We start from the raw sequence: 19310 nt of genomic DNA on the forward strand, positions 1-19310 counted from the left end.
GCGGCACGCGCAAACCGCGCCGCGACCGCGCGCCTTCAACGCCCCGACGATGCGACTGCCTCGCCTCAGCCTGCCGACCAAAGTCTTTCTTGCCGTGATTGCCGTATGTGCATTCGCGGTGGCCGCGATGGCCTTCGCGTCCTACATCAGTTTCACGCGCGGCTTCATCGGCTATCTCAATGAACAGGCGGAAGGCCGTCTCGACCCGCTGGTGCCCCGCTTCGAGGCAGCGTACGCGGCGCACGGCGACTGGCGTTTCCTGCGCGGCGATCCGCCCCAGGCAATGCATGCCTGGTTCGAACTGACCCGCCCTGCCCGGCCGGCCGGCGACGAGCACCTGCGCCTGCCACCGCCCGTCTCCGACCTGACCGGCGCATTCCTGCGCATCTCGCTGCTCGACGCCGATAAACGCTTCGTCATCGGCTTCGAGCAATATGGCCGGCGGCCGGTGCTGAGGTCGATCCGGTCGCGCGGCCAGACGGTCGGCTGGCTGGCGCTCACGCCGATCGAGGCGGTCACCGCCACCGGCGACCAGCGCTTTCAGCGCGCCCAGATCCGCTCCAGCACCGCGATCGCACTGGTCTGCCTGATGCTCGCGGCGGTCATCGCATGGTGGATCACGCGCACGCTGCTGCGACCTATCCGCCACGTCGCCGATGCCACGCGTCAACTCGCCGCGGGTGCCTACGACGTCCAGGTGCCGGTGGAGTCCGAGGATGAAGCTGGACAGCTCGCCCGGGATTTCAATCGCATGGCGCGCAGCCTGGCGGACAACGAACGCATGCGGCGCGTGTTCATGGCCGACATCTCGCACGAATTGCGTACGCCGCTGGCCGTCTTGAAAGGGGAACTGGAGGCGATGGAGGACGGCATCCGGCCGCTCGATCGCGCAGGGCTGCAATCGCTGCAAACGGAGGTCGGTTCGCTGAACAAACTGGTCGACGATCTGTTCGAACTCTCGCTGGCCGAGGTGGGTGGGCCAACCTATCGGCGCGAGCCGGTCGACCTCGCATTCCTTCTGGAACTCGCCGTGGAGAGCTGGTCGCGGCGCTACGCGCAGGCTGGCCTGCGCCTGAATCTCGACTGCGGGCAGGCGCCGCTCTGGGTGCTCGGCGATGAACGCCGTCTCGCGCAACTGGTCTACAACCTGCTGGAAAACAGCCTGAAGTACACCGACACCGGTGGCGAGACTCGGATCGCGGCCCGGCAGCAAGGCGGGCGCGTGTTGCTCGACGTGTTCGACACCGCGCCCGCTGTCGTCGAAGCGGAATTGCCCCGCCTGTTCGAACGCTTCTATCGCGTCGAAGGCTCGCGCAACCGCCGCAGCGGCGGCGCGGGTCTGGGCCTGGCGATCTGCCGCGGCATCGCCGAAGTCCACGGCGGCGTACTGCGCGCGCAGCCGTCGGCGCTCGGCGGGCTGTGGTTGCAGCTGGACCTGCCGGCATACGATGGAGCGACGCACCGATGACCCAGACCATCCTGCTCGTCGAGGACGAGCCCAAGCTCGCCGCCCTCCTCACCGACTACCTGCAGGCAGCCGATTTTCGCGTCAGATGGTTGGCCGACGGACTTGCGGTGGTGCCGGCGGTACGCGAGGCGCCGCCCGACCTGCTGCTTCTCGACCTGATGCTGCCAGGGCGCAACGGCCTCGACGTCTGCCGTGAACTGCGCGGTTTCACCGACGTACCGGTCATCATGGTGACAGCACGCGTGGACGAGATCGATCGCCTGCTGGGGCTCGAAACCGGCGCGGACGACTACATCTGCAAACCGTTCAGTCCGCGCGAAGTGGTGGCCCGCGTGAAGGCCGTGCTGCGCCGCGCGCGCAGCGATCCCCGCGCACGCGGCCTGCTGATCGACGACGCGCGGCGGCAGGCAACACTCGACGGCCGCTTGCTGGACCTGACGCCCGTCGAGTATCGCCTGCTCGCGGCGCTGGCCGAACATCCGGGGCGCGTGCTGTCCCGCGACCAGTTGATGAACCACCTGTACGAGGACTATCGCGTCGTAACCGATCGCACCGTCGATAGCCACGTGAAGAACCTGCGGCGCAAACTGGAGCAGGTGGCGCCGGACACCGAACTGATCCGCTCGATCTATGGCGTGGGCTACTGTCTGGAGATTTGACCGGTATTTCGTCGCATGACCGTCGCGGTGCAAGCGGCTTTGCATGCATGCGTGCGTGCATTCGACGTCGACCGATCGGCTGAACACGGCGGCGCAGACCGCGTCGCATTCCACGCCGTCGCCTCTCTGCCGTCGCTTCTTCGCCGTCGCTGGCGCCTGCCAGCGCAGCTCGGCGCCGTTCCAGCGATTCCGGCGGCGCGGTTCAGCCCTGCGCCTGCGTCGCGCGCGAAGTGGCGCCGCGCATCCGGATAGCGGGGCGTCCGCCCGACGCGGTAACCCTGTAGGCCGCGGCCATCCCGACGATCCAATCCGTGAACGCGGCAACCGCCCGGTCCTGCGCGCGCTCGATGTTTGTCACCAGCATGTAGTCCGGTCCTCGCCACGCAGGTTCGGACAACGGGCATACAAGACGGCCGGTCGCGATCTCGCGCTCGATCAACGGCAGCGAAGCGAGCGTCACGCCGAGTCCTTCGCTGGCCGCGCCCAACTGCAGATAGACGTGATCGAAATGCAAGTGGCGAGCGCCCTGCAGACTGGGGGCGCCCGCCGCACGCAGCCAGTCCGACCATGCCGTGCGCGTACTTGCCGAATGAAGCAAGGTGTGCGCACGCAGATCGTCGACAGTGCCGATCGGCTTGCGCCGCAAGACCGATGGACTGCACGCCGGCAGCCGCACGTCCGGCATCAATGGCGTGGAAAGCAGGCCCGTGGCTTCTTCCGGGCCGGAGCGCACACCCACGTCGAACGCATCGCCGACATAGCGCAGCCGGCGCGACGTGGTCGACAGGCGGACCTCGACATCCGGATAGTGGCGCTCGAAGTCAGCCAGCCGAGGAATCAACCAGCACAACGCGAAGCTCGCCAGCGCATTCACGCGGACCACACCCGCGATTCGGCGCGTCGCGGGCTCGCCGCGCAGTTGCGTGACCGAACTGCTCAAACGCGCGAACGCGCTCTTGACATCGTTAAGCAGCGCAACGCCCTCGTCGGTAGGCACGACACCGCGCGGCCGACGCTCGAACAGGGGTACGCCGAACCAATCCTCGAGCAATCGAATCTGCTTGCCGACCGCCCAGTGCGTCACGTGAAGCGCGTTGGCCGCGGCAGCGAAGCTGCCAAGCCGGGCGACGGCCTCGAAGTGCCGCAAAGCATTCAGCGGCGGCAGATGTTCGGTGTCGGTTACTGGTTTGTCGTGGCGAACCATGAGGTGACTTAAGCTCCCATCTGGGTCGATTTTACGTCAGTTGTCCCCTGCTGCCCTGGAACCTAGACTGATGCTGTTCTGGATCATCGCGCAGGCCGTGAGGCCGAGATGCGAGAGTTGACCACCGATGACACGCCTTTCCCCTGCCGCACCACCATCAACTGTCACAGACGAGGCGACCGGATCGGCAGCCGGCCCGCGCAGACGTGTGCTATGGCTGGCGTGTGGCGCACACGCGCTCCACGACGGCTACACCGACATGATCTACGCGCTGCTGCCGGTCTGGCAGGCAGACTTCGGACTCAACTTCGGCGCGCTCGCTGTCCTGCGAGGCCTGTATGCCGGCGCGATGGCGACGCTTCAGTTGCCGGCGGGACGCCTGGCGCGCGCGCTGGGCACGCGTGCGACGCTTGCGCTGGGCACCCTGCTGGCCGCGCTCGGCTACGCGGCTGCCGGAATGTCGGGCACATTGTTCGGCTTGTGCGTCGCGCTTGCACTGTCCGGCGCGGGTTCGAGCACGCAACATCCGCTCGCCTCGGGCGCCGTGTCGCGCGCCTATGGAAGCGACGCAAGAGGTCCGCTCAGCATCTACAACTTCGCAGGCGACCTCGGCAAGTCCGCGCTTCCCGCGGCAATCTCAGTGATGATCACGATCATGCCGTGGCGCCATGCGCTGTGGGCCATGTCGGGCCTTGGCGTGTTGGTCGCAGCCGTGATCGCACTTTTTCTCCCGTCGCCGGCGTTGGCGCCGCGAGCGCAGCCTCGTGCGTCGCACCGCGCCGCCGGGAGCGCGCGTGCCGGTTTCTGGCTGCTGTTCGCGATCGGTGTGCTCGACACGGCCGTGCGCATGGGCTTGCTGACCTTCCTGCCCTTCCTGCTGAAAGCGAAAGGCATTTCGCAACCGATGATGGGCACCGCCTTCGCACTGGTGTTCATGGGCGGCGCGGCCGGCAAGTTTCTGTGCGGGTGGCTCGGCGCCCGACTCGGCGTCTGTGGCACAGTGTTCGCGACCGAAGGCGGCACGGCCGCATTGATCGTCGCGCTGATCGCCTTGCCGCTCGCGCCCGCGTTGGCGGTCCTACCGGTGCTCGGCATGATGCTGAATGGTACGTCGTCGGTGTTATACGGCACCGTGCCAGAGCTGACCCCGCTCGAGAACACCGAGCGCGCCTTTGCGCTGTTCTACACTGGCACCATCGCGTCCGGCGCGCTGTCACCTGTCGCCTACGGTGTACTCGGCGACCGGATCGGTGCGCAGGGCGCGACAATCGCGACCGCGGCAACAGCGCTGGCCATCGTACCACTCGTCGTGGCACTTCGGCCGCGACTGCCGGGCGCGCCAAAGCGCAGGTCGTGACTGCCTGGCAAAGGGCGCACAGGACCGCCACGCCGTATGATGCCTCGCTTGCCGCACGCTGCCCGACACGGCGCACGAGGAAGCGGCGCGTCGAAGGCCAACACACGGGCTGCGTCAGCGCGGCGTCCCTTGTCCTTCACGCCGTGTCGTCCGGTGCCGGCGCCCGCACGCGGCGATCAACGTTGGCGCGCAGTCGCGGCCATGGCCCGTTCCGGTCGTCTGTCACCGCGCGCCTGCGAACGGTCATCGCATTCTTCCGAACTGGAGAATTCATTATGGCAAACACGCTGATCATCACCGGAGGAGGACGCGGCATTGGCGCGGCGACGGCCAAGCTGGCCGCCAGCCACGGTTATGCGGTATGCATCGCGTATCGGTCCGATACCGAGGCGGCCGAAGCGGTGGTACGCAGCATCACGGCCGATGGCGGCAACGCGACCGCCGTGAAAATGGACGTTGCCAATGAGGCCGAGGTGATCGACCTGTTCGAGAGCGCGGAGCGTCGCCTGGGGCCGATCGTCGGGCTGGTCAACAATGCGGCGATCGTCGCGCACCACAGCCGTGTCGAAGACATTTCGTTGGAACGGTTGCAGCGCATGTTCGCGGTGAATGCGATCGGTCCGTTTCTGTGCTCGCGCGAAGCGGTTCGCCGGATGTCGACGCGGCGAGGCGGCGCGGGCGGCGCCATCGTCAATGTCTCGTCCTCGTCGGCACAGCTTGGCTCGCCCAACGAATACGTCGATTACGCCGCCAGCAAGGGGGCGCTTGAATCGATGACGTATGGCCTTGCCAAGGAAGTGGCGCGCGAAGGCATTCGCGTCAACGGCGTGCGTCCCGGCCCGATCTACACCGAGATGCATGCAAGCGGCGGCGAGCCCGACCGCGTCGAGCGCGTTGCTGCATCGGTTCCGATGGGGCGTGGGGGGCGTCCTGAGGAGGTGGCCGAAGCCATCATCTGGCTGCTCAGCGACAAGGCTTCGTTTGCAACCGGCGGCTTCATCAACGTGAACGGCGGCAAGTGACTGCGGCGTGCGGGCCGGACGGCCGCGCATGACGCGCGGGCCCTTGCAGGTTGCAACGGCGCGGCGTCCTGCCGGACTGCAAGCGTGCTTGCGGTTGGCGCCGGCGCCCTCGGTGACCACACGCCGTCGATCCGCCTGGCGCTTCGCCGGCCGCCTTGACGCTCAACGCACTCGACCCTGCGGCACGAGCAGGCGCAGCAGACTCAACACCGCGCCGCAGGCGGCGAAGCCAACGCCCGTCCAGAGCACGGGGCCGACGCCCGCGCGCAGCGACGCGGAAAGCCCCAGCGCCACCAGCGCAGCGCCGGTCGTCTGCCCAAGCAGACGCGTCACACCCAGCACCCCGCTGGCGGAGCCGCTGCGGCCGGCCGGCGCGCTGGACATGAGCATGCGTTGATTGGGCGACAGAAACAGGCCGAAGCCGAAGCCGCAGAACAGCGTGCACAGCATGATGACGCCAGCACTCGCGTCCGCGTCAAGCAATGTCAGACTGGCGATGCTGGCCGCGAGGCAACACAGCCCCAGCCCGCCGAGCAAACCTGGCGGCACGCGATCGGACAGCGAGCCCGCAAAGGGCGCCATCACCGCGCCAGTGATCGGCCAGGGCGCGATGAGCATGCCGATCTCGGTCTGGCTGCGCCCGAGCACAGTATGAAACAGAAAGGGCAAGGCAACGAGCGCCAACCCTTGCGTGGTGAACGCACACACCGCCGTCGCAGAGGAAAGCGCGAACGGCGCGTTGCGAAACAGATCGACCGGCAGAATTGGCGCGGCACACCCGTGTTCTCGACGCACGAGCCATGCGCCACAGCAGAGCGCGAGCGCCCACTCGGCCGCGATCACAACGTTCATGCCGCCATGCGCCAGCGCGCCCAGGCCGTGAACGCTTAGCGCGAACGCCGCGCTGCAGAGCAGCGCGGCGACCAGATCAAAGCGACGCCCCTCGTCTGACTGCGGCGCTTTCATCCGCCAGGCGAGCAAGCCCGCACACGCACCGAGCGGAACGTTCAGATAGAACAACCAGTGCCAACTGGTGAACGCCAATACACCGGAGGCCACGACCGGTCCGCCAGCCAGTCCGAGCGCGATCACCAGCGCGTTAAGCCCGAGCCCACGCCCTAGACGCTCCGGCGGGTAGGCCAACCGCACCAGCGCGGTATTGCTCCCCATGATCGCCGCCGCGCCCATGCCTTGCGCGGCACGCGCAGCCACCAGGCTCGAAAGCGAATCCGCCATCCCGCACAGGAACGACGTCACGGTAAACACCACGACCCCCGCCGTGAAAACCTTCCGGTGCCCGACTGCCTCGCCCAGCGCAGCCAGCGGCAGCATGGCCGCCACCATGACGAGCTGATAGCTGGTCACCACCCAGATCACCGCCGCTGGGCCGACGCCGAGCTGCGCACTGAGACTTGGCAGCACCGTATTCGCAATTGCCGAATCGAGGCTCGCCATGCCGACGGCGAGCGAGATCGCGACCATCGTCGCCAACCGCTCGCGGACAGGGCGACCTTGGCCGGCCGCGCCGACGGGGTAGTCATCGCTAGGACGTCGGTGCATGAGGGTCTCGCTGTCTGGTTACGCGCGGTGCGTGGACATTTCGGTCGCGTGTCGTGCGCCGAGCCAGCGGCGCATTGCGCCCGTCATTCGTCACGGGCGGTCCCGCTCTCGGGACAGACGCAGCGTGGCTGGCGCGATCGATTGTACCGGCGGCACAACGCTCGAATGGCCGGCGGCGTCTGCACGCGCGGCTTGCGTTGCTGCCTGAATGGCAAGCCAGGACTGCCCCTCATGCGGCCCCGCGCCAGCAGTCGTGCGCGGTTGCCGGCAATGCGGCTGCATGATCTCTGTCTTACGACGTGTCGTGCTCCGCTGACACGCGAGAGCGCCGGGACTGCTACGGCGCAAAACCGTTCGCGGCAAGGGACGAGCGTCAGAAACAGCCGCGGCGTGAAACGTCCGGCACACTACTTCCGCTTCCGCGATCGCGAGGTACGCAACAACCTGCTTGGACCCGCGGCAGGAATCCATGCGTACGCGCCGAGCCACCGTGCCAGATGCCACTAGCAGCGTGACATCATGCCGGAGACCTGTGCCGCTAGCGAGACTGCCCTCCGATCCGCGTTGCGGTGGTCCTGACCGGAATGGATGTTCGAGCTTTGTCCATACAGGCGCATCTGCGTGGCCTGTCCGAGCAGGCCACGCAACCAAGCCGCCACACGTGAAGCGATCTCACACTGTGTTGGGCCAAAACGCCTTGCGCGTCGGCAACTCATGCAGCGAATTGGAACACGGGTCGGTCAAGCTGCGCGTGATGTGTCGTCAACCGCCGCGTTCAGAAAGCCCATCACCAGGCGCACGACAGCCTGTTCGAACTGATCGCTGCCCAGCAGCGGAAAACCTTGCAAGGTCGCGCGCCGCAGCACTTCCAGTAACCCGGCGGACAGGACGAACGCTTCGCTTTCATTGAGCGCGCCGCGGCGCTCCGTCTGCCATATCTCGATGATGGCATGCGCGGCCGCATCCGAGGGGCTGGGCAAGCCATGCACCAACGCCAGTTGAACCAGCGCTTGCACCAAGCGAGGTTGCGGCAGACGGTGCAGATCGAAGGAAGCGTGAAGTACGCGAATGATGCCGCGAATTTTCTGCTCGGCAGTCGCGTCGGCCGACATGGCGCGTATCTCGCTAATGCGCCGCTGAACGTGTTCGCGCTGGCGCTCGATCAACGCCATCACAATGGCTTCCCGGTTAGGGAAATATTGATACACGGTCCCGATCGAATACCCCGCCTTCTCGGCGAGGTAATTGGTGGTCAGTCGCCCGCTGCCTTCTTGGGCGAGAATCTGAGCAGTAGTCTCAAGCAGCGTCTCGACAGTCTTGCGCGCGCGCGACTGATTTGGCGTTTTCCTCTTCAAATCATCCACATGGAACTCCGACCCGAGACGTCGAACGCGATCGGGAAAAGCGAGTATGCGAGTTGAGCAATGCTCAATATATTAGTGTATCCCGGCGGACACGCGCCGCTTTTTCCAAGTCGTCTTCCGCACCGATGGATACCGTTCCTGCTTGCCGCTTTCCGCCCTCCGCACGCAAGACCACCGTCCTTGCGTTTTTGTGCGGCGCCTTCCTTCTCTTCGCGGGCGTCGCGCACGCCAAGCCGTTCTGGACTGACCGTGCCAGCGCGGATGACGTGTACCAGGCGCGAGTCACGGCGGCTGGATACGTCGCCAAGGTTGCGCATGTCAACGAGATTGCTTTGAGCTATGTGGAGGGGCCAGACAACGGGCCGCCCCTGGTTCTGCTTCATGCCCAGCTGCTCGACTGGTTCAGCTACAGCCGCGTTCTGCCCGACCTTGCGAAGTCGTTCCATGTATTCGACATCGACTATCCCGGCCATGGCGGGACAGTCACGCCCGCCAATTATCCGATGACGGCAAACCAGATCGGCAAGGACCTTGGCGCGTTCATCACGCAACAAATCGGTCAGCCAGCTTTCGTCACCGGCAATTCGTCCGGCGGCTTATTGGCAGCCTGGCTGGCCGCCAATCGTCCGGATCTCGTTCGCGCCGCAGTGCTCGAAGACCCGCCGTTGTTCTCTTCCGAGTTCCCGCGCATCAAACAAACCATTGCGGACCGCGCGTTCAGAACGAGTTACACCGCCGCCACGAACGATCACCCCAGCGATTTCCTGCTGTACTGGATTCGGGGCAATGCCACTTTCTTCAGAAAAAACGTCGGCCCCGGCACGCCTTTTCTGCTGACCCGAGCCGTCAAGGCGTACCGTCGTGACCACCCGGGCGCGCCAATCGACATCGCCCTGATCAAGAACGACACCGTTCGGCTGCTGCTGCGAGGCCTGGATCGCTACGATCCTCGCTTCGGCGCCTCGTTCTACGATGGCGGCTGGAATCAGGGTTTCGACCATGCGGATGCCCTGCACCGGATCACATGCCCGGTCCTGCTGCTGCAGGCGAATACCTTGACACTGCCGGATGGCACCCTCAATGGCGCAATGAGCCCGCAGGACGCGCAGCGCGCCGTGGCACTTCTGAGAAACGGTCGCTACCAAAAGATCGATGCGGGCCACGTGATCCATCTTGAACAGCCGGACGTTTTCGTCAAAATACTCGAGAAATTCTTCCTCGGCGGACCACCGTCAGGCTCGACGGTTGGCAGTGCACCGGCATAGCTTGACGCGACGTCATCCCGTAGCGACGCCGATGTCACGGCGGTCGCTACGCTGTGGTGCTTGGGCGTCGAGGCCAGCGCCGCACCCGGTAGCGAGCGAAGCTGCGGGCGTGCTTCGTCGTCTGACGAGCTGGAATGACAGCCGATCCAGGCCATCGCGGACTCAAGGCAAGCGGACGGACCATGCTTGACATGAGCAAATCGCCCCGGAGCATGCCTCGCAAGTCACCCGCCGCACTTCGCTGTCGCTGCGAACCTTGATCGACCCGATCACCTCATGCCGCCAGCCGCACCGCATCCCGGCCGCAAGATTTTGCGTTGTAAAGCGCCGCGTCCGACCGCGCGATAAGCTCGCGCGGCGTGTCATTCGCACGGAAATTCGCCACGCCAATGCTGACGGTCAGCGCCGCGCGACCCGTGCGAGGATTCGGAATGCCCAAGGCAGCGACCGCCTCGCGAACCTTGTCAGCGATGCCCGATGCCGCCAGGCCGTCGATTCCCGGCAGGATCAGCGCCAGTTCCTCGCCACCGTAACGCGCCGCGACGCAGCTCGGATCTGTCTCGAAACTGCGGATGGTAGCGGCCACGCGCTGCAGGCATGCATCGCCCGACTGGTGGCCGAACTCGTCGTTGTAGTACTTGAAATGGTCGATGTCGATCAGCAGCAGCGCCAAGGGCGTGCCTTGCTGCGCTGCCATTGCACATTCGTGCGCGAGGCGCATGTCGAAGTGTCGCCGATTGGCCAGCCCGGTCAGGCCGTCGGACAGCGCCTGCCGCTCAAGGTCGCGATTCAGACGCTCAAGCGCTTCGTGCGCGTCCACCAGCTGTGCGCGAGCGCGCTCGGTCTCGCGCACGCGTCGAGCCAGTTGAAGACCGAGCAACGTGAGCAGCAGCACGAAGCCGAGATCGCACACCACGTGTACGATCGTGTTGCTGCGCCATTCCACCAGGCTCTCGTCCTTCGACATCGCGGCGCCCACGAACAAAGGATAGTCGCCGACTCGCATGATCGAATTGAGCCGCACCACGCCGTCCTGCGCGGAACGGATTTCCTTCGTCACGCCGGTGCCGTATTTGCGGACCGTCTCGAGCAACTGGGAACCGGCCAGGCTCTTGCCGACATAAGACGGAGAGAACGGCCGGCGGGCAAGCAGGTACCCTTCGGTCGCCGCAAGCGCGACCGCACCATCATGACCGATGTCCAGCTCGTCGTAGAAACGGGTGAAGTAGTCGACCCGCAGCATGGCGAGTGCAACGCCGGCAAAGCTGCCATCCGGCGCATTGATCGCGCGGGTCAGCGGAATGACCAGATGACCGGTCGAGCGACTGCGCACCGGTGCGCCGATCAGCAACCCGGCGGCCGCGTCGCGTTCGTGGCGGATGAAGTAGTCCCGATCTGCGTTGTTCGCGTTGGCGACGAGCGCAGGTTGCGAGAAGGCGAGCCATCGCCCCTCGCGGTCGAAGACGAACAGGCCATCGAGTTGGGGCAATGCCTGCTTGCGCAGCTTCATCAGCCGTTCGGTGCGCGCCAATACCGCAGGCCCGGTTCCATCGGTTTCGATCCGCTCAACAACGCCGACCAGCACCAGATCCGCCTCGTCGATGGCGTTCTGCGCATGGATCTGCATCGCCTTCGCGAGGTTTCGCACGGATGCATGAACCTCGCGCAGTTGCACCGATCGCTCGCTCAGGCAGCGCCATACGTCGAAACCAATCAGGGTGAGGCACGAAAGCCCGACCAGCAATACCGTCATGCCGACCAGCGCAGATGCCCGTTCCTTCGTGCCGATGTTCATCATCCAGAGTCATTCGCCCGCACAGCGGCACGGGACAACAGTCCGATCGGCGGCACCGACAGCGCGGCGAGCTTCGCCGCGACTTTAGATCGTGCCGGAAACGTCATCATAGCGCAGCGTTTTGCCACGTCTCTAAAAGCGTTGCCGGCATCGGACACTTGTGATCACGGTGCCCTGGGGTCGTGCCGCGCCGACGAACGGAACACAGCCCCGTGCCACGCGAATGCCCGGCTCAGCGCCCGAAGCGCAGAAATTCGTGATCCTGCTGCTCGTGCCAGCGCGATACGGTGGCAGCCGGCATGGGCTGGGCGGCCGCGGGTCTGACGATCGCCGGCTGTACGGGCGTGGGCAGCGAGGCGCAGTGGCAAGCCAGCGCGCCCACATAGAAGATCGCCTGCGTCATGGACTGCCGTCGCTCCCCGGTCCCCTGCCACGCTGCCTCGCATCGCGCACTCTGCCGGGCGGCGTGCCGCGCACGGTGCTGATATGCCTTGCATTGCCCCCCTTGCTTCACCCGCGCCGTATCGATCGCTTGCAGATTCATATTGGTCATGCCCGGCTCCGTTGGGAAAGATGCCATGCTGTCTCAAATCGAAGCGCGGCTCGACCAGGAAGCGGTCCGATTTGAGATAACGGGCTGCGGACTCGGGTGGACGGCACCGGCCGGACACAAGCGGCATCGCCGCCGCGGTCGTCGACAACAGCAACTGCGGCGCAGGCTGCGGCGTTGCGATGCCGGCATTCGCCGTTGCCGCCGAATGACCGGTCATCGAGATAACGGGACGGCGCGGCACCGGGCACGTCGAGGCCTGCACCGCACGAAAGGATGCAACGCGAGTTCGATACGGGATGATGCATGCCAGTGCAGATGCATGAGAAGCGACCTGAGCCGATGCCTGAACTCATGCCTGAGCAGATGCCTGAACTCATGCCTGAGCAGATGCCTGAGCAGATGCCTGAGCAGATGCCTGAGCAAATGCCTGAGCACATTCCTGAGCAGATGCCTGAGCAGATGCCCATGCAGCGGCCTGAGCAGATGACCGCGCGCCGCTGAGGCTGTGGCGGCGCTGCCGTGCCCTGACGGCCGGTGCCGGCAGCGCCGCGGGCCGACGGCAACCGCTCAGCGCAAGCCGGTGCGCAGCGTTTCCCGGTAGCAGAGCGCCGCAAGCAGGGTGCACAGCCCGGCACCGATCACGAACCAGGCCGGCGCGCGCAGATCGCCGGTGTGACTGACCAGATAGGTGGCGATGAAAGGAGCGGTGCCGCCCAGCAGGGTGACCGGAATGTTCAAACTGACCGACAGACCCGTGTAGCGCATCTTCGTGGGCATGATCTCCGCCATCGCGCAGAGCGCGGTCGCCGAGTGCGGCGCGAACGCCAACGACATCATGCACAGCGCCGCGACCGAGCGGCCGAAATGCGCTGGGTCGAGCATCCGGAATGCCGGATAGGTGACGATGATGATCGCCAAGGCACTGACCAGCATCAGTGGACGGCGTCCCACCACGTCGCTCAGATGCGCAAAGAAAGGCAGCAACGCGCAATAGAAGATCAGGCTGTACAGGTTGGCACGCTGGGCGTCGGCCAGCGCAAAGCCGAGTACGGCCGACAGATACGTCGGTGAGTAGATGTAGTAGATGTAGATACAGGCCGACGGTGCCGAGATCAGCCCCATGCCGATCAGGATCGACTTCCACTCGTCTCGCAGCCCCGTGAGCAAAGGCGCGCGTGCGACCTCCTGATGAGACTGCACCGAGGCGAAATGCGGTGTTTCCTCCAGTTTCAAACGCAGATACAGGCCGACGAAACCAAGCGGAAGTCCCGCGAAGAACGGCAGCCGCCAACCCCATGCGCGCAGGTCCGCCGGCGACAGCGCGCCGGTGATCAGCGAAGCAACGCCGCCGCCGACCAGCAGCGCCAGTCCGATTGTGAAGGTCTGCCAGCCGGTATAGAAGCCGCGGCGGTTGCGTGGCGCGTATTCCGCGATGAACGACGTCGCGCCGCCGTACTCGCCGCCGACAGAGATGCCCTGCACCAAACGCGCCGCCGTCAGGATGACCGGGGCCGCGAGCCCGATCGACTCGTAGGTGGGCAACAGTCCGATGATCGTGGTGGACGCCGCAATCAGCAGGACGGCGACCGCGAGGGGCGTCTTGCGGCCGTACCGGTCGCCAAGATGGCCGAAGATCAGGCCGCCGAGCGGCCGAGACGCGTAACTGATCGCGAACACGGCAAAGGTGAGCAGCAGGCTCGCTGCCTCGTTGTCGGCAGGAAAGAACAGTCGCGCGATCACCGAGGCGAAGTAGCCGTAGATCACGAAGTCGTAGTATTCGATGAAGTTGCCCACGCACGCGGCGACTAACGCCTTCTTGTGCTGCGCGATCGGGCCGCGCGCATCGGCGGCGGCGACACTCGTTTCCATCTCTTGTCTCCTGTTCTGATTGTCTCGGTACTGGCGAACCAACGACCGCGGCTCACGCGACGATGCTGCCTCCGTCGACCGTCAGCATTGCGCCGTTCATGTGTGCCGCGTCCGGCGAAAGCACGAAGCGCACGGCCGCGGCGACATCCTCCGGCCGTCCGTAGGGGGTGCTGACCGCCCTGGCGACGTGACCGTCGGGCGAGCGTTGCGCCGCCATCCGGTCGATCGCGTCGATCATCGCCGTCTGGGTGGGGCCAGGAAGAATTGCGTTCACGCGCGCATGGCTGCCGACGCATTCCAGCGCGGCCGCGCGTACCAAGCCCAGCACCGCATGCTTGCTGGCCACATACGCGGACAGATTGGCGCGGCCCCGCACCGCCGAGGTCGACGCCATTGCCACGAAACTTGCCCCGGGCTGTACGCGCAAGGCCGGCAACGCATGCTTGAGACACAGGAAGGTGCCGCGCACATTGACCGCCATGACCTCGTCGAAGACGGCTTCCGGATAGTCGTCGAGCGGCACCATGCCGCCCACGATTCCCGCGTTGCTGACGAAGCCGTCCAGGCGGCGGTATCGTTCCAATGCGCTGCCGACCAATCCGGCAACATACTCCGGCTGCGTCACATCGCCGGCGCGAGGCAGGCAATCGCCACCCAGCGCGACGACCTCGTCGGCGAGTTCGGCCAACGCCCGCGGGTCGCGATCCGCGAGCACGAGCGACCAGCCGTCGGTCGCGAGCCGCCGCACGATCGCTGCACCAATGCCACCGGCCGCGCCCGTCACCGCGACGACGCGGCCGGCACACCGCGTCACCTGCTCGGACGAACCTCGCGCGGTGCTCACGGATAGAGCCGCTTGAGCAGGCGGCGGTCCTCTACCGCAAAGCCGCCGCCATAGACTTCGGACGTCATGAAATGCGCGCTCAGCACCTCAGGCTCGAGCGCCGCGATCGGGTCGAACGCGCTGGCGTGCAGCTGCCAGTCGATCTTGCCTCGCACCGGCGCGGAATATTTCAAGGGTGTGCGACGGTAGACCACGTCCGCATACGCGATGCCGAGCTTCGACGGATCGGGCAACCTGCGTACGTGAATCTCGCCGCCAGGCTGCTCGGCTTCGTCGGTCAGCATGACCAGCGGCGCGTCCGGGTCTGGCGTGAAGCGAAAGTCGACCAGCAGCACGCCGCGGCGGCGTACCCAGCCGGCGACGCTGCCATCGGCGCCCTCTTCGAACGCATACGCGGTGTCCTTCTTGGTGTAGCCGAACAGCTCCCGGCCGGCGGCGATTCCCATCGGATCGCTGCAGTACATGAAGATGTGCGTCTGCGTGAAGAGATCCTCGTAGCGCACGGGAACGGTCACCATCAGGTCGAACATCTCACCTGCATGCACCGCAAGTGTGTTCCCGGGCGACAGCATGAAGCGGAACGCCACGCGGTCATTCACCAGCTCGAACGGGGTGTCCGCCAGTAGCGTGCGGACCTTGCCGGGATCGACCCGCGTGACGACTTCCAGCGTGCGGAGCGGACACTCCCATTCGACCGGGTAGGCTGGCGAATACGGCGGATTGACGCCGCTGTTCTCATGCATCTTGTAATCACCAAACATGTGCTGTCTCCTCATTGGATGGAACCGCTTGTTGTGTACCGGGTGCGGCGGCCGAGGCAATGGACGCCAGCCGGGCGGCCTGCCGCGAATGCGCGACGTCGGCGCCGATCAACGCGCGCCGGTCGACCGCGCCCAGTTCCGCGAGACCGCACAGCGCCATCGTTGCTTCCAGTTCGTCTTGCAGGATCGCCAGGCACCGTGTCACGCCCGCCTCGCCGAGCGCACCAAGGCCATACAGATAGGCTCGGCCGATCGAAACCGCATGGGCACCGAGTGCGAGGGCGCGCAGGATGTCCTGCCCGCTCCGCACGCCGCCGTCCATCATCACCTCGGTCCGGTGCCCTACCGCGGCGACGATCTCGGGCAGCGCGCTGATCGACGACGGCGCACCATCGAGTTGTCGACCGCCGTGATTCGAGACGACGAGCGCATCCGCCCCGGCGTCGACTGCCAGCCGCGCGTCGTCGGCATCGAGCACGCCCTTGACCACCAACGGCCCGCCCCATTGCCGCTTGACCCAGGCGACGTCGCGCCAGGAAACGGTCCGGTCGAATTGCTGGCTGACCCATTCCGCGAACGCCGCGGTGCCGCCGACCCCTTTCGCGTGTCCGACGATGTTGCCAAACGTCCGGCGTGGCGTGCCAAGCATGCGCGCGCACCATGCGGGTCGGGAGAGCATCGCAAGCAGGCTTGCGGGCGTGATGCGTGGCGGAACCGACAGGCCGTTCTTCACGTCCTTGTGGCGTCGCCCCTGTATTGGCAGGTCGAGCGTCAGCACCAGCGCGCCACACCCCGCCGCGCGGGCGCGTTCGATGAGCGCTGCGACGAATTCGCGATCGCGCATCACGTACAGCTGAAACCAGAAGCCGCCGCCGACGTGTTTCGCGACGTCTTCGAGCGAGCAAATACTCACCGTCGACAACGTGAACGGTACGCCCGCCGCCTTGGCCGCCCGGGCCGCGAGGATCTCGCCGTCCGCATGCACCATGCCGGCCAGGCCGGTCGGCGCGAGAGTAAGCGGCAGCGAACAGGAATGGCCCAGAATTCTCCGGCGCAGATCGATCTTGTCCACATCGCGCGCCACCCGCTGACGGAAGCACAGCCGAGCCAGATCCTTCTCATTCGCGTGGTAGGTCGACTCGCTCCACGATCCGCCGTCGACGTAGTCGTAGAAGAGCTTGGGAACACGACGCCGCGCCAGGCATTGCAGATCATCGATACTGCCGATGCGAGCGACGCGGGCCGTTGCGGCCGGTGCGGTGGCGTTCATCTCAGCGTCGGTCCACGGCATGGCGCACGGCATCGTGCGCCACCTCATCCGCCACCTCATCCGCCATGTCAGCCGTCACGACCGGCGTCCGCTGTTCACCGAGCCCGGCGATACCGGCCGACATTGTCTGGCCGCCGCGCAGGTAGACCGGCGGCTTTTGTCCCATGCCGACGCCGGCCGGCGTGCCGGTGGCAATCACATCGCCAGGCTGCAGACTCATGAAGCGGCTCACATACGCGACGATCGCGGCGACGCCGAAGATCATGTGCCGTGTGTTGCCATCCTGGTAGCGCTTGCCGCCGACGTCCAGCCAGAGCGCGAGCGCCTGCGGGTCGCGCACCTCGTCGGCGGTCACCAGCCAGGGACCGAGCGGCGCGAAGGTATCGGCCGATTTGCCTTTGTCCCATTGCCCGCCCCGCTCGAGCTGGAAGGCGCGCTCGGACACGTCGTTGATCACGCAATAGCCCGCCACGTGCTGCAACGCAGCCTGCTCGCTTACGTCGTGTGCCCTCGTGCCGATCACGATGCCCAGTTCGACCTCCCAATCGCCCTTCTCCGCGCCGCGCGGCAAGCGCACCGCATCGAATGGACCGGTGATCGCGCTGGTCGCCTTCAGAAAGAGAATCGGCTCCTTCGGCAGCGCCATGCCCGCCTCCTCGGCGTGATCGGTGTAATTCAGCCCGATGCACACGATCTTGCCGACCGCGCCGACGCAAGGCCCGATGCGCGCGTCGTCATCGACCAACGGCAGCGAAGCAGGCGCGATTCGCGCGATGCGTGCCAACGTTGCTGCGTCGAGCGTTGCGCCGTGCCAGTCATCGATCACGCCGACCAGACTGCGCACGCGTCCGTCCGAATCCACCAGTCCCGGACGTTCCGCGCCCGCGCTGCCCCAACGAACCAACCTCATCCTGCCTCCGCTGCTCGAATTAATCTCAATAAACGTACATTGTGTGCGATGTACGTTTATTGAGATTAATCAGCGCCAATGGGTCTGTCAAGCAGTCGATGCATGGTGGTAAACGCGACCTTGGCGGCAGCAGACGAGGTGGATGGGATAAGATGGGCGGCCGCACGTGGCGCAGCGCGGCGGAGCGCGGCCGGCATCCACGTCGCCGAGCCAGCGCAAAGCCGCCCGACTATTTATGCGAGAAGAAGGCTTCGAAAGACAGTCCGTGCAGGACCGCGCGTACGCACTGCTGAAAGCGATGATCGACGACGGACGCCTGGCACCGGGCCAGAAGTTGCTGGAGGCGCAGGTCGCGAAAGCATTCGGTATCAGCCGGTCGCCGGCACGCTACGCGTTGCAGATGTTGCATCGCGAACAGCGCGTGGTCGAGGCGCGCGGACGCGGCTACGAGGTGGCGGGCGCGGCTCGCGAAGCGGCGCCCGGGCCGCGCGCGATCTTGGACGAAGTAAAGATCGCCGCGGTCCAGCAATGGGAACGGGTCTACGTCGAGCTGGAGCGCGAACTCTGCGCGCGCGTGATGTTCATGTCGGTACGCATCGTCGAGGAACGCGTGGCCGAGCACTTCGGGGTCAGTCGCACGGTAGTGCGCGACGTGCTTGCGCGCATGCACAGCGTGGGGCTGGTCAGCAAGGATACGCTCGGGCGTTGGCTGGCCAACCGCGTGACGCCAGACAAGACCCATCATCTTTACGAGATGCGTTGGCTGCTCGAGCCCGAAGCCTTGCGTCAGGCCGCGCCGCTGATCACGGCCGCAGAATTAGAAAGCAAACGCCAGACGGTGGTCGAGGCGCTCGACGGCTTTCCGCGCCAGGGCTTCGATACCGACGTTGTCGAGCATGACTTGCACGTACACGTGCTGTCGCACTGCCCGAATGGCGAGATCGCGCACGCGCTGGCGCGCACGCGCATGCTATTCGTGCCCACACGCTACCTGTTCGATCCGGTGCTGCACATTCCACTTTCGTCTATCGAGGAAGCGTTGCAGGAGCACTTGCGCATCTATGAGCTTCTGCTCGCGCGCCAGCCGAACCGGGCGGCCGAGGCCTTGCACGGCCATCTGAAAGCGGCCGACGAGCGATGGCTGCTGCGTTTTGAAGGTGCCGCCCACGCGTCCCCCGCGGAACTGCCTGCTTATCTGGTGAGCTGCTGACACGATCGGGCAGCGCCACGGCACCGCTTCTCGCCTGCTCGACGCGCGCGTGCCGTGTCACGGCACGCCTGCTCGGTGTGCGGCGAGGGCGCCGTTATGATCGCCACCACAGGCGCAACTACAAACGCAGCAGCCCGACGCGTCACGCGTTCCCGCATCGCATCGCTCGGCCCGCATGCGACGCGTGCCGCGCATCGGC

General features: G+C 65.9%; 17 protein-coding genes. 7 read left to right on the forward strand and 10 right to left on the reverse strand.

From position 1 onward, the window contains the following. The first annotated feature begins 49 nt into the window (after positions 1-49). Both BLU54_RS05565 and BLU54_RS05570 read left to right on the forward strand, forming a co-directional pair. On the forward strand, positions 50-1468 hold the full coding sequence (locus tag BLU54_RS05565; protein ID WP_091905823.1) for an ATP-binding protein: 1419 nt from the start codon (positions 50-52) through the stop codon (positions 1466-1468). Beyond that, positions 1465-2127 carry a response regulator gene (locus BLU54_RS05570; RefSeq protein WP_091905825.1) on the forward strand — a complete coding sequence of 221 codons (663 nt, stop codon included), beginning with the start codon at positions 1465-1467 and terminating at the stop codon, positions 2125-2127. The genes BLU54_RS05565 and BLU54_RS05570 overlap by 4 nt, the downstream gene beginning before the upstream one ends. 202 nt (positions 2128-2329) lie before the next feature. On the opposite strand, the gene BLU54_RS05580 is transcribed toward BLU54_RS05570, so the two are convergent. Continuing rightward, positions 2330-3331, reverse strand: a complete 1002-nt coding sequence (locus BLU54_RS05580; RefSeq protein ID WP_091905829.1) for a LysR substrate-binding domain-containing protein — start codon at positions 3329-3331, stop codon at positions 2330-2332. A 259-nt stretch (positions 3332-3590) separates the two neighbouring features. On the opposite strand from BLU54_RS05580, the gene BLU54_RS05585 reads away from it, so the two are divergent. Next, complete coding sequence (locus BLU54_RS05585) at positions 3591-4688, forward strand: MFS transporter (protein ID WP_235837803.1); 1098 nt, start codon at positions 3591-3593, stop codon at positions 4686-4688. Positions 4689-4963: 275 nt separating this feature from the next. Continuing rightward, the gene (locus BLU54_RS05590; protein ID WP_091905833.1) at positions 4964-5710 is read left to right on the forward strand and encodes an SDR family oxidoreductase; all 747 of its coding nucleotides are present in this window, start codon (positions 4964-4966) and stop codon (positions 5708-5710) included. Between the two features lie 162 nt (positions 5711-5872). Here BLU54_RS05590 and BLU54_RS05595 read toward each other — a convergent pair whose 3' ends face one another. Together BLU54_RS05595 and BLU54_RS05600 are read right to left on the reverse strand one after the other, a co-directional pair. After that, the gene (locus BLU54_RS05595) at positions 5873-7270 is read right to left on the reverse strand and encodes an MFS transporter (protein WP_091905835.1); all 1398 of its coding nucleotides are present in this window, start codon (positions 7268-7270) and stop codon (positions 5873-5875) included. Between the two features lie 740 nt (positions 7271-8010). Further along, entirely contained in the window at positions 8011-8634 is a 624-nt protein-coding gene (locus BLU54_RS05600) for a TetR/AcrR family transcriptional regulator (protein ID WP_170845032.1), read from the reverse strand. Positions 8635-8759: 125 nt separating this feature from the next. Between BLU54_RS05600 and BLU54_RS05605 the strand changes: the two genes are divergently transcribed. Continuing rightward, complete coding sequence (locus BLU54_RS05605; protein WP_091905839.1) at positions 8760-9899, forward strand: alpha/beta fold hydrolase; 1140 nt, start codon at positions 8760-8762, stop codon at positions 9897-9899. A gap of 274 nt (positions 9900-10173) precedes the next feature. Here the strand turns inward: BLU54_RS05605 and BLU54_RS05610 are convergent, their stop codons facing one another. Together BLU54_RS05610 and BLU54_RS05615 are read right to left on the reverse strand one after the other, a co-directional pair. Further along, complete coding sequence (locus BLU54_RS05610; protein ID WP_170845033.1) at positions 10174-11694, reverse strand: sensor domain-containing diguanylate cyclase; 1521 nt, start codon at positions 11692-11694, stop codon at positions 10174-10176. Between the two features lie 232 nt (positions 11695-11926). Then, on the reverse strand, positions 11927-12247 hold the full coding sequence (locus BLU54_RS05615; protein WP_170845034.1) for a hypothetical protein: 321 nt from the start codon (positions 12245-12247) through the stop codon (positions 11927-11929). A gap of 339 nt (positions 12248-12586) precedes the next feature. Between BLU54_RS05615 and BLU54_RS23625 the strand changes: the two genes are divergently transcribed. Further along, positions 12587-12748: a hypothetical protein gene (locus BLU54_RS23625; protein ID WP_170845035.1), complete on the forward strand. Its 162-nt coding sequence runs from the start codon at positions 12587-12589 to the stop codon at positions 12746-12748. Between the two features lie 66 nt (positions 12749-12814). Here the strand turns inward: BLU54_RS23625 and BLU54_RS05625 are convergent, their stop codons facing one another. From BLU54_RS05625 to BLU54_RS05645, 5 genes are read right to left on the reverse strand one after another with little or no spacing between them, the layout of a single operon-like run. Next, positions 12815-14116, reverse strand: coding sequence for an MFS transporter (locus BLU54_RS05625; RefSeq protein WP_091905846.1), 1302 nt, complete (start codon positions 14114-14116; stop codon positions 12815-12817). A gap of 52 nt (positions 14117-14168) precedes the next feature. Continuing rightward, positions 14169-14960 (reverse strand): SDR family NAD(P)-dependent oxidoreductase, encoded by a 792-nt coding sequence (locus BLU54_RS05630; RefSeq protein WP_235837804.1) that lies wholly within the window; start codon positions 14958-14960, stop codon positions 14169-14171. Further along, complete coding sequence (locus BLU54_RS05635) at positions 14957-15721, reverse strand: acetoacetate decarboxylase family protein (protein ID WP_091905848.1); 765 nt, start codon at positions 15719-15721, stop codon at positions 14957-14959. Before BLU54_RS05635 ends, BLU54_RS05630 begins: the two co-directional genes overlap by 4 nt. Next, on the reverse strand, positions 15711-16991 hold the full coding sequence (locus BLU54_RS05640) for an alpha-hydroxy acid oxidase (RefSeq protein WP_091905850.1): 1281 nt from the start codon (positions 16989-16991) through the stop codon (positions 15711-15713). The genes BLU54_RS05635 and BLU54_RS05640 overlap by 11 nt, the downstream gene beginning before the upstream one ends. A gap of 1 nt (position 16992) precedes the next feature. Further along, on the reverse strand, positions 16993-17901 hold the full coding sequence (locus BLU54_RS05645) for a fumarylacetoacetate hydrolase family protein (RefSeq protein WP_091905852.1): 909 nt from the start codon (positions 17899-17901) through the stop codon (positions 16993-16995). Between the two features lie 235 nt (positions 17902-18136). Here BLU54_RS05645 and BLU54_RS05650 point away from each other — a divergent pair, with 235 nt between their 5' ends. Then, positions 18137-19111 carry a GntR family transcriptional regulator gene (locus tag BLU54_RS05650; protein ID WP_091905854.1) on the forward strand — a complete coding sequence of 325 codons (975 nt, stop codon included), beginning with the start codon at positions 18137-18139 and terminating at the stop codon, positions 19109-19111. Positions 19112-19310: the final 199 nt, after the last annotated feature.

Source organism: Chitinasiproducens palmae (assembly GCF_900095735.1).
In the GTDB taxonomy this organism is placed as follows: domain Bacteria; phylum Pseudomonadota; class Gammaproteobacteria; order Burkholderiales; family Burkholderiaceae; genus Chitinasiproducens; species Chitinasiproducens palmae.